This window comes from Pseudoalteromonas shioyasakiensis, from assembly GCF_019134595.1.
In the GTDB taxonomy this organism is placed as follows: Bacteria; Pseudomonadota; Gammaproteobacteria; order Enterobacterales; family Alteromonadaceae; genus Pseudoalteromonas; species Pseudoalteromonas shioyasakiensis_A.
Window position 1 is genome coordinate 145,642 of the sequence record NZ_CP077771.1, and the last position, 15,655, is coordinate 161,296.

Consider the following 15,655-nt stretch of genomic DNA (forward strand, 5'->3'; position numbering starts at 1 on the left):
TTTAGCCAATATCAAATTCTGAAATTTTAACTTCACTAACAGTAGAGTTATCATTTGTTTTTGTTATAGGGGTCTCAATGTGTAAATATTTAATATCATTACCATCTTCCTCCGCCTCAATTATTGCCGATGCTGCCGTCCTATCAGTATTGCCATTAGCCGTACTATTTTTATCCATATTCTCAGTAATTGCTTGCGCATACTTTGCAGTGCCTTGCTGATAATCCTGATCACCAATTTGCTTCTTACCCAATGGGCTTTTGCCGCCTTTAGCCTCAACGATTATTACATCACCTTCTGCATTTTGGTAAACCATATCAAAGTTTCCAGAAACCGATGTAGAATCATCTAAACTATCTGGGTGAATTCTCTCATAACCTGGGTAATTAGCTTTTACGGCCATGTCGGCTGCCTTTTCACCAATTTTGGCTGATTGCTCATTCACTTTCGGGATTTGCTTGTTGTATCCGTCGGTTTGACGCGCGAACTTATAACGCTCTTTTATTGCTTCATCTCGTGCATCGCAATGCTGTTGTAATTCTTCTTTTTCTTCTGGCTTCAATATATAGGTTTTATCTGAGTTTTCTTTCTTTTTAGCCGTCACCAACGTTCTTGCTGTATTTTCTTTAATGCGCCCTTTCGTTGCCCATTCTTCATTAACGGCCTTACCATCAAACTCATGCATACCTGCAAATTCTTCGATAGTAAGTTCCATTTCTTTAGTTTCTCCGGCTATATTACGGTGAATAGTAATGGTATTGTCGACTTCATTCATTGCCTCTACGGTGTAAGCATAATTAAGCTTGTTCACACCATCTGGTTTCTGAACTTTTAACTTACCCTCTGGATCTGTAATTGCAGCACTATCTATCGCACTTTTTAGAATTTTATCCTTCGCTGTTTGATCAATCCCATTCCCGACTAATGTATCTAACATTGCAGATAACTTTTCTTGCCCTTCTTTACATAACAACCCAAACGGATCCACCCAATTAACCGGATTCGGCGCGTATTGATAGTGGTTTATGCCACCCACTAAGCCAATGGGGTCTTGGTTTATAAAACGTTGTTGCTTTGGGCTGTAATAACGGTAGCAGTTGTAGTGTAGGCCGCTTTCTTCATCAAAATATTGCCCTTGAAAACGTATTGGCTGAGTGAAGCTGTTTTCTTTATTAAAGTCAGCATCGGCTTCTGGTTCTTCATAGCCATACACATCGGCGTGGTTTTGCCATACAACCTCTGCGTTTTTATTAGTTACAAAACGTGGGGTATTTAGTTGGTCTAGGTGGTAGTAATACAATTCACCTTGTTTAATCAGTGCGACTGGGTGAAATTGATTGGGTAAGTTGATGTACCAGGTATACTCGCCGTGCTGGTATTCACCTATTAGCTGGTCGTTATCCCAAATATAATCAATCTTGCCATGCTCAGTCTGCTTAGCAATGCGACGACCCAGTGGGTCGTAGTCGTAATGTGTTAGCGTACCGTTGTTGTTAAAGCTGCTTAATTGGTTGAACGCATTGTATTCACGGTGCGTTTTTATGCCTTTACCCGTTTCACGAACTTGGTTACCACAGTCATCGTATTCAAAATCGCTATCGCCAAAATGGGTTAACCTGTCAGCATCGACTTGGCTATGTGTAACAGCATCATTAGCTTCTTGTTTATTGACTGCTTCATCATGCTGTACTTGGGTTTGGCTAATCGGGTTACCAAAGCTGTCCCACTGAAATTGCTTGGCGGTTTCTGGCGCTTGTGTACCTGACTTTGCATCAGCTAGATTTTGCTGAATTAACTGGCCAAGGCTATTGTATTCAAACTGTGTATTTTGGCAGCTAATGCCTTGTTCTTCACGCGCAATGAGTTGATTAACCGCATCATATTGATAATCACAGCTATCAAATAATGTGTGCTCTGGATGCGATAGTTGCTGCTGCGTTAAACGCCCAAAAACATCAAACGCCTGATTAAGGGTAACCTGATTACCGAAACGTTGAGTTTTGATATTATTTTGGCTGTCGTAGCCAAGCTCGACGAGTTTTGCTAACTCACCATCCGCTCGCTTTACCTGTATAGCACTTAACTGACCAAAACTATTGTAGTTGTAATAAAGGGTTGTTGAGTCTGGCAAGGTAAGAGACTGTCGTCTGCCATAGTCATCGTAGCTGTATACAAGTTTATGAGTCTGAGACTGGTTGTGAATTTGCTCAACACTGAGTAGTCGTCCGCCTTTATCAAACGACTGTTTAATCGTTGATTGCTCATTATGAGCACGCGCTATTTTACCCTCTGGCGTATAACTGTAATGGTTAGCGTTATTAACTATGTGTTTATTTGTGGCTAGACTTGCGTGCTGCGAAATAACGCGGCCTAGCTTATCACGCTTAATATTTACATGGCGTTTGTCGCTTTGCGTGACAGCCACTAAGCGATTACATGCGTCGTACTTAAATTGCTGCTCAGTACCATCAAAACCCGTGATTTGTGTTGGGTTTTCGTTTGCATCGTAATTAATGCGATAAATATGGCCGTCACTACGCTCGATTGCGGTTAAATTTCGCTCTTTATCATACGTTAAATGCAGTGCGCTGCCATCTGGCTGGATCACGCAGTGAGGTTGGCTTAGTCCCTCAAAGTGCTGCTCTGTGGTATCACCATTACCGTTTTTCGAACTAACTAATCTACCAGCATCATCATAAGAAAAAAGCTGTTGTTGTTTGTTATCAGGGTTACTTTGCTCGAACGCGGTTGTTTCAACTAGTTGCCCTTGCTCATTATATTTATATTGAGTAAGCAGACCGGCTTGGTTAATGGTTGCGTTTACACGACCGAGGTTATCGTAGCTGTAACGAATGAGCTCATCATTGTGCTGCTTTGCGAGTAGCTCACCTTGTTCATTCCATGTGTATTTTAATACATGACCGTTTGGCGTGACATACTGGGTCAAATTACCTTGTTTGTCGTAACTGTAAAGTGCTATTCGCCCATCTGCTTGGGTTTCACTTTGTAGTAACCCTGAGGCACTGTATTGACGTTTAATCTTCTCGCCATTTGGCAAAATAACAACGACTTGTTGACCAAGTTGGTTATAGCCAAATTGAGTGCGGTTACCATCAGCTTGGGTGACTGATTCAAGTTGGCCGTATTCAGTATAGGTATAAAGCGTTTGATAACCTAAGGCGTCTGTTTGCGCTACTTTTTGTCCAAGCGAATTGTAATCATAGCGTGTGATATTACCATTGGCATCAGTGTGCTCAATCAGCTTACCTTGCTCATTGTGTTCAAAGTGCTCTTGGTTGCCGCGTGAATCTATACTGGTTGTTTTATTGCCTTGATACTCGAACTGATAGCAATAGGTGTTGTCATCACCCCACTGTTTAATACATTTGGCATCATAACCATATGAGTCCCACTCAAAGTGATGACTAAAACCGCTTGCTCTAGTTCGCTTTATTAGTAAATTTGCAGCGTTATACTCATAACGCTCTTGTTCAGCAAATTGGTTTGTTGCCGCCACTAAGTTTGACTGTTCATCATACTCATAACTGGCTAACGGCTGTTCTAAAAGAACTAATTTTCCTTGTTCATTAGTACGATAAGCGTGCACCGTTTTGAGCAAACCGTGCTTATTATATTTCAGTACACAGCCGCGTACTTTGTTTACTTCAATACGTTGTAAACGCTCCATCGAATCATAATAAAAACGGGTGCTTTGACCTTTTTCATTGATGATTTTTTCGAGCAACCATGCTGATCCACCCGGCATAAACGTCAGGTGTTTATCATCTGGTGTTACTAATACTTGCTTGCCATTCTCTTTATAATGAAGCACCAAGTTACTACTTAACTGATAACTCGATTGCCCCGGCTTCACTTTTTCAAACTTATGAGTCGCACCATGTTCGTCGTGATACTCAAGCCAGTAGGTGCCCTTTTTCTTTGGGCCCACTTTCGGCGGTGGTAGGTAATGCTCGGTTAATTGCACTAAATAATCGTGACGCCAGCCATTACCCAGTATTGTTTTTTGATTACAGTGAGACGAACGATATAACCGACGCCACGTTAAAGGCCTATTTGCGGCTAATGAGAAGTCAGTTAAAGAAAGAATTTCTTCGCCTGTTAGCATCGAAACCGGGTCTGAACGGCATTCTTGTTCTGTTATAGGCGTTTCACTTGCGGTTGTGTTACTGGCACTGCCCTTATTGCTAGCAGGAGCTTGTGTTGCTTTTTTGGCATTACTTGGCACAGCCGAAGACGCTGAACTTCTACTTTGCGATGAACGAGTATTATCACTGACTTGAATGGTGCTTTTTACTTGCTGCTGGTAGCACGTAATGGCACCTGAGGTTAAAGCTTTTATCAAAGCCGATGCAGTTTCGCGCGCTGTTGCTTGCCTTGGACAATTAATACCAGCAACATTTAACAATTGAATAAGATCTAATCGTTTAGCAGCATCGCCACTTAATACCGCGCCAACCTCAGCTACAAATTTGTAGGCACTATCCGGCGTATTCGTTGCGACAGCAATAAAACCACTGGGGGCTTGCTGTTTAGCTAACACGAGGCAGATGGGATAACGTGTTCCCTGTAACACAACTGCTTTACTATCCATTAGTTGCACATTTCCTTACTTATCCATAAGTATGACGCGACGGCTTGGTACTTGTTGTACTCTTGCGAAATTATTAACGCCTGCCCAAAACGCTCAGCATAAAGGGCGCTATTTGTCAGGCTTCCGAGGTTTACAACCCCTTCTATTGCTCCCATTTTGCCTAATTTATAATTAGGAAGTTGGAACATCGTTTGTTCATTAATTTTTTTACTTAAAACAGGTAAATAACTTACCCAATCGTCACTTTCTAGGCCATTACCTGGAGCAAATACTAAATCTATTTTTTGTTCATTTAGTGATAAAATACGTTCAAGCTCTGCATGTATAGGCTGATGCTTTGCTATATCCACAGAAGAACACATGCTCGTAGATTGCAACGCCCAGCCTACCTGAGTAAATTCAACATATGCCTTACAAGCCGCTATCCCTAAATATTCAAAGCCGTTATGCTTTGAGGCTTTAAACACACCATCAATTGCAATCACATTAAAAGCACTAAAATTTAACTCTTTAGCTAATGCAATCGCACTGTGTATAGCGTTTGCGCCTTCAAAAATCATCTGTTCGACAGCAATGCCATAACGCTGTTGAAGGCTGTTTATAAATAGTGTTTTATGATCAGTTTGAAAAGGCAGTGCCGGTAATAACCAAATTAACGGTTGCTGCACGTCTGACTCTTTCAATACTGACTTTGCTTTTACAATACAGTCATAAATAAAGGCATCAAATGAATGCCAGATTTGCACTTGCTCATGACCCGAGCTCCCCTCTAGTACTAATACTTCTGGGGCTACTTCATAAGGTGTATCAAACTGCTGTATTGAAATTTTAAATGCACTCAATGCTAACTCGCTTGACTATTTCGACAGTCATATTTAAGCGCATTTAAAATTGTAATCACCTGCCAACTAAAAAAATCAACACCTTGCAGGCTTGCTACACTGACAGGCCTATTCATCGCAAAGCTATAAACCAGGGTTTGATCATTAAAGTTGATCTTTTGCTCTGGCCAACTCAATGCAAATTGGCGCTGAAAATCAACAGCGGCTTGCTTACAATCGCCAGCCTGAATTTGAGTATCAAATGCAACTAATTCATCGAGCTGACTACCTAAGCAGCGTTTAATACCAGCAACAAGATTCTTGGCCGACCTCACTTCAGTCAACAGCGCAACAGCCATGGGGACATATTTTGTTGCCCCAGTTTGCAATAGCACCACAATAGCTTGCTCTCGAGTAAACTGTTGGCTCACATAGTTGCAAACAAAATTCATTCTCTGTGGGTCTAGCAATAATAGGTACACAGACATTAACGGTGAATTAATCATCGCAGCCTTTTCAAATGCGTTTACTGTTTCTTGCATTTCAGGCATGTCTGGGAGCTGTTTTACAGCACGTTTTATTGCTTTATAAATAATCGCCTGTGTATCTGAATTACCGTACACATTTGCCCAATTCAAAAAGTCGCTATTGGCTGGCCCACTTATTGTTAAGCTTTTCTCCAAAAGCTTATGTTTTAAAAGCGTAAACTCATGTCGGTTTAATAACCCCAAAAACCTCTGCTTTTGAGAGTTCGACATTAATAGCAGCACAACCAAGCACGCTTCTGCAATGTCATCTAATGACGTTTCTTGCTGTTTTAACGTCTCAATTTCTTCAATAATGCGTTGCACCATTTCAAACTGTACATTGCTAGCACCCTGATATGCTTGTACTTTTAAAGCTAACTGCTGACGAACTTGGTCAATAAACCCAATGCTATAAAAAGCACTTTGCTGCATCACATTTAAATTTGAAAGAGCTGCTTTATGCTCATTTAAAATGAGTGATAACACCTTATCCACCAATTAAAACTGTTGGGTTACCTAAAACTATTTTACCGCCATGAGAAGTACTGTCTCCCATTCTAGCCGCAGGTTTCCCATTTATTTTAACTGTGCCAGAACCGCTATTAATGCTATCTGGTGGGCCAACACATACAAGCATGTCGCCTTTTCTTGCGGCAGGCATATTGCCTATTAATACATTGGCAGAACCAGCCACAATGGGTCCACCTACGTGAGGTACCTGTGCCGTGACTTTTGGACAAACATGCATATGCCCTAACGTTGAAGCGGGTTTTCCCATAATGCCTTCCTTGTTTTAGGCTATTCGTTTAAAGGAATAACTTGTAACTTATTTGTGCACACGAGTTTTGCTAACTCCTGCGCTATTTCGTCGTACGAAAGATCATTTATTATTGAACTTGTTTGTGTAGCGTATTGATAAATATGCGACAACACATTGCTACTATTGAGTACAGGGTGAAGGTTTATAAAAAATTGCTCAGCAAAATAACCATCAAGGCTCTTAAAATAATCTATTGGCAAGTTCAAAAACGGATCATCAGGGCGATTTACACAAAGACACACCAAATGAGGAAGCCCATAACGGCAATAAACGGTAAAGCCATTACTTGCTGCGCCATGCACGACACCTGGTTGAAACGTATTATGTAATTCCATGCTAGTTCAACTTGATCATGCCAGCAGAAAGGGTAATTGCACTCCCATCAACCTTTACGTTACTGCCTTTAATATTGATATTTGTGCCTTCGATAGAAATATTCCCGCTACTACTCATAGTAATTTTTGCCGATCCGGTCTTAATAACGATTTCTTTCCCCGCTTCGATATTGAGTGATTTACCCACTTTCAGCGTGTCATTTTCACCAATATCGACGGTGCGATTCACTTTTACTTTGGCATCATCGTTGTTGCCCACTTCAAGAAAACGATCATTATCAATTTTTTCTTTTTGATCATTTTTTACATACAGCTGCTTATCTTTTTCTGCTTGCATGTAAACAAGTTCATTGCCTTTTTTATCTTCAAAACGCAGTTCATTAAAATTATCTGCACCACCCTCTTTTGTTGAGCGTGTCTTGATACCGCTTTGTGTTTTATCTGCAGGTAATGCATAAGGAGGCATTAAGTCAGCGTTGTATACTGCACCACTAATAATTGGCTGATCAGGGTCACCATTAATAAAGTCGACTAACACTTCTTGCCCTACACGAGGAAAGAAAAATGCGCCCCACTTTTTACCGGCCCAGTTTTGTGCAACCCTGATCCAGCATGAACTTTGCGAGTCTTTTTTACCTTCTCGGTCCCAATCGAACTGCACTTTCACACGTCCGTATTGATCAACCATAATTTCATCTGCGCTGTCGCCCGTCACTATGGCTGTTTGCACACCATGAATAACAGGCTTGCGCATGCTGTGCGCTGCACGATATGGCACATCTTTTGGTACACATTCAAAGTGATTGGTAAATACTTCTTGCGCGCCAGATTGCTGAGCACCCGATTGATTTGGCACCGTAATAGACGTTAGTAAAGATGTGATAGCAAATGTTTTACCTTCTAGGCGCGGGTCTTCATGTTTTTTAAAGCTAAATAATTTACCCACCGAGAATGAACGGCAATCACTTCTACCGCTACTTAACTTCATATTACGCTGTAATGATTCAAGTTGAACGGCTGCCAAACCTGCAGCTCTTGGATGGGTTTCGGCTTCAGCGGTATATTCAAAAATTTCAGCAACTGACTGGGTCGGTAAATTTGCTTTTTTGTGATCGCCATCTGGGTATCTTGGTGGTTGTTTAAAATCATAGCCAATACGCTTGTAGCTGCCAGGCGCTATGCTTAAACCACCTTGCCATTTATTAATGTGGGACTCACTGAGGTGACCAGAAGTAAACTCAACTTTTGCTTCTGCGCACTCTTCGTAAGCTGTTATATCATCAGCGAGTACAAGCGTATGGGCACTGTTACTATGCTCGAAAAAATAAAAAATACCTTCTTGCTGAAATAAGCGTTGAATAAAGTCAAAATCTGACTCTTGGTACTGAACACAATACTCGTACTTGGGATACGTTTTAGTTGTATTATCTTTAAAAGCGACACTGTGTTGACCAAACAAATCGGCAAAAATATCTTTTATTGTTTTCTTTTGGAAGATCCGACTGTTTTTGCGGTTTCGCATTGATGCTGCGAAAGGAACAATAGTGGCGTGGTAATCTATATAATTTTTTTGCTCATCAATATCAGCAGTGCGGCTACCATTAGAGACTAATTGGCTAACTATGCCATGAAAATAACGCTCACCAGCGCTATCGGCATTCTTTACTTTAATAGAAACAGGTTTTCCCACCAGATCTTCATGCGCTATTTGTGTGCCTATAGTGAACATATTCACTGACATCACAAACAAATCAGACATAGACTCTTGCACCACCAGCCGAGTTAAGTAAAGCGTATCTTTACCTGCTGGGGTGTTAATCTGAATTACATTGTTATCTTGTGTTGCTTTTTGCATTCCATGCTTCCTATTCCTAAAGATCAAAAAAGCTCTGAGCAAAACTCAGAGCTATTAGGTACTGCAAAAAATTACATTTGCTGACCTTTAACACCGCTGTAACCATAAACAAGTGGTGCAGTGATGTTATTTTTGTCGTCAGTAGGAGTAACAGTCATCATCATTTCTGTGTAGCTGATAGTGATTGTTTCAACTGGACGGTCATTTTGAACAGATACCGAGTAGCTAGAAATCATTGCATCTGTAAGTTCGATTTTCATGATTTCTTCAACTTTATCACCTTGCTTAGTGATGTGGAAAACAGCCGGTAGGCCTTTACCAATTGTCGCTTCTTTGAAAAGGTCTGGAGACGCTTTATCTTGAAGTTTAGTGATAGTTACATCACCTAAGCGAGTTGAGCTAGATTCACGGTCCATTGCTGTACCAGTGTGTGCTGAAATTTCACGACTAACGTTCCAATCTAATGATAAAACTGTGATTAAATCTTTAAAAGACTCAGCAGTAGTTTCGCCTTTAATTGAACCGTATTTTAAATATGTATTTGATTGCATTTGATAATGCTCCTTTTAATTTATAAATAATATCCATTACATTGGATCATTTACTTTTGGTTTCCCAAAATTCCTTTGAAATCATTATCTCTAACTGCGCAACGAAAAGGTCTTCAATATCCTTTCCCTAGACGAAGACAATGTCTCAATGTTCCATCAACTAATGAAGACGGACAAATTATAATCCGACTCCAAAAAAGAAACAAGAAACTAATTTAAATATATTAATTTATATTAACAACAAATAAATCATCATTTAAATCTAATGATATACTATTGATTTTACTACCACTAATAAGACTATCAAGTAAAGATTCAGATAATAATGGCAAGACATTATTTTGCAATAATGCGTGAATATTTCTTGCACCCGAACCAGAGTCATTACAATTGTTAACTATATAATCTACAACAAGATCTGAATATAAAAAATAAGATTTGTAATTTTTGTTAACTCTATTTTTTATTTTACTTAATTGCAGTTTTGTAATTTCTGCAAGAGTTTCTTTATTTAGTGGCAAATATGGTATGACATTGATGCGGCCGAGGAATGCAGCTTTAAATACTTCAAGTAAATCACTTTGAATAGCCTTTTGCAGACCCTGAACGCTTGGCGCTGTTTCTTCGTCTTCAAATAAGCTCATTGTTGTTTCAGTACCCACATTCGAGGTCATAATGATAATCGTGTTTTTGAAGTCGATATCTCTACCTTCTCCATCTTTAATTGTGCCTTTGTCAAACACTTGGTAAAAGATGTCATGTACACCTGGGTGCGCTTTTTCAATTTCATCTAGCAAAATAACACTGTATGGCTTACGTCTGATCGCCTCTGTTAATACGCCACCCTCGCCGTAGCCTACATAACCAGGAGGTGATCCAAGTAGTAACGATACTTTATGCTCTTCTTTGTATTCTGACATGTTGATGATTGTGATGTTTTCTTCACTGCCATACACTTCATTCGCTAATGCAAGTGCCGTCTCTGTTTTACCAACACCACTTGGACCCGCTAGCATAAAAATTCCATTCGGGCGGCTTTCGTCAGCTAATTGCGCTTTAGATGTCTGTACAACTTTTGCAATTAACTCCAACGCATGATCTTGGCCAACAACACGCTCTTTCATTGTGCTTGCTAAATTAAGAACACTCTTCACATCATCTTCATGCATCTTGCCAACAGGGATACCAGTCCAGTCAGAAATAACTTGCGCAATTAACTCATCATCAACCTGCCAATGCACCATGTTCGAATCATATTTGGCTAAGCTTTCTTTGCATTGTTGAAGCTTTTCAATTTCTGCACTTGGCTGTTCTGTTTCATCATTCAAGCCAGTGATGACTTCCTTTACATCTTTAATAAGTGACATTTCATTTTCGAATTGCGACTTCAATGGTGCAAGCTGCTCAGTAATTTGCTGACACTTATTTGTTAAACTCTCAAGCACCTCACTGTGATTTAATCCTGTGCGTTGTTCACGAGTTAACATATTAATTTGCGACTCTATTTCTGAGCGTTCATTTTCAAGCGTTTCGATTGAATTAGGTGTTGATGCTTGGCTCATTGCAACCCGAGCGCAGGCTGTATCAAGTAAACCAACAGCTTTATCAGGAAGTTGTCTGCCTGTAATGTAGCGGTGTGATAAATGCACTGCGCTTTCTAGCGCTTGCTCGGAAATGAACACATTATGGTGTTTTTCCATAACAGGCACTAAACCACGTAACATCGCAATTGCTTTTTCTGGTGTAGGCTCTTCCACTTTAACGACTTGGAATCGGCGAGCCAATGCTGCGTCTTTTTCAAAGAACTTTTTATATTCAGCCCATGTTGTGGCTGCAATTGTTCTGAGTTCGCCGCGAGCTAGCGCCGGTTTTAAAAGATTTGCAGCATCATTTTGACCAGCTTGGCCACCACTACCGATCATTGTGTGCGCTTCATCGATAAATAAAATAACAGGATTTGGGGTGTTTTTAATTTCCGATATTAAAGACTTTAGCCTATTTTCGAATTCACCTTTCATACCCGCGCCGGCCTGTAATAAAGCGAGATCTAGGGTGTGAATTTTTACATTTTTTAAAACATCTGGAACACTGCCTTGAGCAATTCTTAGCGCTAACCCTTCAACAACTGCGGTCTTACCTACCCCAGCTTCACCAGTTAGAATGGGGTTATTTTGTCTACGTCGAGTAAGAATATCGACCATTTGTCTAATTTCAAAATCACGCCCCAAAATTGGATCTATTTTTCCTGCTTTTGCCTGAGCTGTTAGATCAACTGTAAATTGATCTAAACTCGGCGTTTTAGAACTTGTAGATACCGATTTTTCAGCCTGACTATTTGCCACAGGGCTTTGTTCTTGTGACTTTGCGACCATTTCAGGCCAAGCATGCAATAATTGCCCTGCTTCTATCTTATTAAACTCTTTACTACAACGACTCACTAAACTTGCTAAAGTGTCATCTTTTACCAGCGTGTAAATTAAGTAAGCACTACGAATTTGTGTATCTGTAAAATCAATGCTCGTACTAAGCCACGTTTGCTTGAGCAAACTGGTCACATGCATCGATAAACTCGGTGATGAGTTACAACCCGTTTTGTGCATTTCTAAAGACTTATTCAAATCATTTTTTAACGAGTCTCTATCAATATCGTAAGCGCTCAAAATAATTCGAAAATCATCAAGTTGTTGCTCAAGCATCGCTAGTAACCAATGCTCTAATTCAACAGTGAAGTGACTTCGGCTATTACAAATTGCAACAGCCTGTTCAAGACTCTTTTTGCACTCTGGGCTTAGTTTTTCTACGAGTGTATTTAGCGTCATTGTAGACATAATATTTCCTTGTATTTATTTATCCTTTGAACGAAAGTTCAGAGACTTTGCCATTTTGAGCAGCGTTTTCGGGTAACAGAAAACTATTACAGCCTAATTGACATCGTTCTTTTAATAGTTGCTTTGCACCAAGCTTATAAAAGTTTGCTTTTACTATCAGTGCATGCTGAATTTGATTACCAACAAAATCACCCACAATTTGATGGGCTAAATTCCAGAGTTCTTGCTGTGGTAGCAGACGGGCTGTTTGGTGCTCATTTTTGGGCTCGATAATAACTTCGATCTTTGTTGATATATCCCAAACTTGCTTGCCTGCAATCGCATCAATACCAAGCCTTGCATGTTGACCTGCAAAGCCCCCACTATTAATGCGCGTTTGCTCAGATTGCTTTAACGGCTGCCATTGGCCTACAAATTGGTTTATGCTGACATCACAGTCTAAATAGAAAGTTAAAATATTTCGCAGATCAGCAATATTTCGTGTTTTTCGACTGAAAAGACCACTGAAATAAAGCTGATGAGGGGCATTGCCCCCACTCAAAAGTGCCAAAATTTTTGTGTGGTTATCTTGATGGCTATTAGCAAAATTAAGTGCGGGTTTATACTTTTTCCAAGCTCGGTAGTACAACGAAATCAAACGATGATTAAACATATCGTAGAAATCTCTCATTGTACTGTCTTTATAACGCAATCGCTGCATCACCAGTTCACTATAAAAATGTGGCAAAGCACCAGAGCAACCGGTCATCCCCATAAATGATATTTCCATATCAAACTGAGTGATCCCTGCAACGTTTTTAGCAGGTTTTAATTTAGTTATCGCATTACCCGCAAAGCCAAATTTTTGTGTTGAACTAAACTTGATCAGCTCTAGTTTTGGCTGACAATCATAACCAACTTTTCGGTATTGCTGGGCCGCACTCGACAACTGAGACTCGATCACAAACACGGCTTTGTAAAAATCTATTTCTGTCGCATTCTCGAGCAATTGTGCAATCATAGTAGCACTCCGGAACCTACTCTAGCTGGCCACTGATGATAAACTCGATCTTGTTCTTTTAACTTGAGACTTAAGCGTGTAAAGCTATTAATTGATGCAAATTGCGAGAAAAAACAATCAAGAACTGAAGCAAAAAAGAACACCCCACTACCAGCGTAATCATCATTTGCAAACGTAATTTCAATGTCAGTTCCTGCTGCAAAAGCAACTCGACCGTTTTGCACGACACGTGCAGTTGCAGGTTCAATTTTGACGCTATAGATGTTATCAATCATCCCTTTTGATTGGGGTGTTGCTTTAAAATCATATAGCCTCAATGTTTCTTTTAATTTCTCTGCACTTTGCTCACCACTAAATGAATCAAGAGTCAGGTGATTGATCAATTGCCAGCGAGTATTACTGCCAAGCACAGGTCTTACCGCATGAGTTGGTGCAACTAAACACCTAATTTTTTTTATTACATCGCCACGCTTTGGCAATGTAAAACCAAGTTCATCATCACCAAATGGTAAACTAGCTGGTAGATTACGATTACTGCATTGAGCCCGCGCTGTTACCACCGTATTTCCCTCACTGAGAGTTTGCGCACTATTTTCGAAGCCACCATTTACTAATGATAAATAGGTTTCGGTTCCCGCCTCAGCATAGCCACCAGCCCAAAGTGCAGTTTCTCGTCGAGTATGCCAATAGAGATCTTTATGCTCTTGATATTTAGGGTGTGTTTGCGCATAAAAAGGCGTCACTATCTGTTTATTCCCCTTATGGTCAAATGCAACCACCTCTTCAAGGCTAATAACTTCAGATATTTCAGAGTCGATATAACGTGGTGCGAGTTTATACTCATATTCGCTTAGCTCTGGGCGGATCGGTTCAAGTTCTTGTTCATATAAATTTATGATTGGCGTGCAACCCAGCAAGAACATGTCTTTATCTACTTGCTTCTCCAACTCGCTAGACTCAACATCTAAATAAAAATAAAGTGTTGTTGCACTAGCATTGCGAGGAAGTACCGAGCGGATATTTTGTAACTCAAAGAACTTAAACTTTTCAGGGAAAATAAAGTTTTCGACTAATAGCCTATATGCTGATGATGAGCGCATTGAGTAAGGAACAACAGCTTCATGCTCCTCAAATCCAACTGATTTTAAATGAGTTTTCGAGAGGTAATGCACTCCCTCATCACCATTGTCTACTGCTATTCCGATGCAATGTTTAAACAAGAGTTCATATACTTTGAGCGCATAATGCCATTGTCCATGAATATAAACTTTTAGATCATTTAGCTCTGTTTCATGCAATGAAACGCCATCATACTCACCTGTCAGTTGTAACTTAAATATCGCTTTAGCAGGTTCATTAAACTTTGGTTTAGGCGCAATAAAAGGACTGTTATCAAACTGGGCAGCTGTTATCTCTACGGGCCACAAATTGGTATCAAAACAGCTTTGAAATTTACACTGTTTCATTCCTTCTACATTGGTTTCAAGCTCACTCCCGCGAGGAATAATGACCCCTGTCGTTGATAGGTTTTCTGATTCTAGCTTTACAATTGATAATGAAGGGATAGGCGCTTGGTAGTCTGGATAGAGTTGACCTAAAAGGGCATCCGTTAACTCAGGAAAGCTATCATCAAGTTTTTGCCTAATGTTGGCAGTTAAAAATGCAAATGATTCGACTAACCTTGAAACATGGGGATCTTCTATTACTTCGTCTGTAAGTTTTAACCTGCCTGCTACTTTTGGGTATTTTTCTGCAAAGTCTTTCCCAAGGTGGCGCACATACGCTAATTCACGATTGTAATATTTTAATAATTCATCATTCATAGTGAAGACTCATAGATTTTCATACCTAAACTAACTGGCTCAACTTCAGAGTTAAAACTAATGTATTCTGGCTCTGGATCGGCATACAACAAGGCATTAATTCTTAGGTTTAATACTCGGTTAAGGGGTAGTTCTTCATCAACTAATACTTCAACTTCAATAAACCTAGGCTCAAATCGTAAAATCGCATCTCTAACTTTTTCACACAATGCTGCTCGCCCTTCATGCGAACTTACAACCATGCTCGAAAAATCAGGCAATCCATATGATAAACAGGATGTTGCAAGCTCACTGTATTGACTTGGCCATGTATGCCACTGGATCCGAGCATTTAGCAACGCCTCGATATCTCGTCTTACGTAACTTTTTAAAAGTGATAAGCTGATACCATCCGTTCGCTGTGGCGAATCCTGTACTTCTGGCTCATCATCTATCAAACGATCTAAAATCGATGCTTTGAGCGGCTGTTTGCTTGCAATCATG

Annotated in this window: 11 protein-coding genes; all 11 read right to left on the minus strand. The window is 40.1% G+C overall.

Going from position 1 to position 15,655, the window contains the following annotated elements; genetic code table 11:
* Position 1: 1 nt before the first annotated feature.
* Positions 2 to 4,612: an RHS repeat-associated core domain-containing protein gene (locus tag KQP93_RS18170; RefSeq protein ID WP_217877238.1), complete on the minus strand. Its 4,611-nt coding sequence runs from the start codon at positions 4,610 to 4,612 to the stop codon at positions 2 to 4.
* Positions 4,612 to 5,454: a hypothetical protein gene (locus tag KQP93_RS18175; RefSeq protein ID WP_217877239.1), complete on the minus strand. Its 843-nt coding sequence runs from the start codon at positions 5,452 to 5,454 to the stop codon at positions 4,612 to 4,614. Before KQP93_RS18175 ends, KQP93_RS18170 begins: the two co-directional genes overlap by 1 nt.
* Positions 5,455 to 5,456: 2 nt before the next feature.
* Positions 5,457 to 6,446 carry a hypothetical protein gene (locus tag KQP93_RS18180; protein ID WP_217877240.1) on the minus strand — a complete coding sequence of 330 codons (990 nt, stop codon included), beginning with the start codon at positions 6,444 to 6,446 and terminating at the stop codon, positions 5,457 to 5,459.
* Position 6,447: 1 nt separating this feature from the next.
* A complete protein-coding gene (locus KQP93_RS18185; protein ID WP_217877241.1) occupies positions 6,448 to 6,738 on the minus strand; it encodes a PAAR domain-containing protein in 291 nt (96 codons plus the stop codon).
* Positions 6,739 to 6,758: 20 nt separating this feature from the next.
* Positions 6,759 to 7,115: a hypothetical protein gene (locus KQP93_RS18190; RefSeq protein WP_105181736.1), complete on the minus strand. Its 357-nt coding sequence runs from the start codon at positions 7,113 to 7,115 to the stop codon at positions 6,759 to 6,761.
* Between the two features lies 1 nt (position 7,116).
* Positions 7,117 to 8,970 (minus strand): type VI secretion system Vgr family protein, encoded by a 1,854-nt coding sequence (locus tag KQP93_RS18195; protein ID WP_217877242.1) that lies wholly within the window; start codon positions 8,968 to 8,970, stop codon positions 7,117 to 7,119.
* 71 nt (positions 8,971 to 9,041) lie between these two features.
* Complete coding sequence (locus tag KQP93_RS18200) at positions 9,042 to 9,521, minus strand: Hcp family type VI secretion system effector (RefSeq protein ID WP_105181734.1); 480 nt, start codon at positions 9,519 to 9,521, stop codon at positions 9,042 to 9,044.
* A gap of 224 nt (positions 9,522 to 9,745) precedes the next feature.
* The gene (tssH, locus tag KQP93_RS18205; protein ID WP_217877243.1) at positions 9,746 to 12,349 is read right to left on the minus strand and encodes a type VI secretion system ATPase TssH; all 2,604 of its coding nucleotides are present in this window, start codon (positions 12,347 to 12,349) and stop codon (positions 9,746 to 9,748) included.
* A gap of 19 nt (positions 12,350 to 12,368) precedes the next feature.
* Positions 12,369 to 13,349, minus strand: a complete 981-nt coding sequence (gene tssG, locus KQP93_RS18210) for a type VI secretion system baseplate subunit TssG (RefSeq protein WP_217877244.1) — start codon at positions 13,347 to 13,349, stop codon at positions 12,369 to 12,371.
* Positions 13,346 to 15,172, minus strand: a complete 1,827-nt coding sequence (gene tssF, locus KQP93_RS18215) for a type VI secretion system baseplate subunit TssF (RefSeq protein ID WP_217877245.1) — start codon at positions 15,170 to 15,172, stop codon at positions 13,346 to 13,348. The genes tssG and tssF overlap by 4 nt, the downstream gene beginning before the upstream one ends.
* Positions 15,169 to 15,654, minus strand: coding sequence for a type VI secretion system baseplate subunit TssE (gene tssE, locus KQP93_RS18220; RefSeq protein ID WP_105181921.1), 486 nt, complete (start codon positions 15,652 to 15,654; stop codon positions 15,169 to 15,171). The genes tssF and tssE overlap by 4 nt, the downstream gene beginning before the upstream one ends.
* Position 15,655 lies beyond the last annotated feature (1 nt).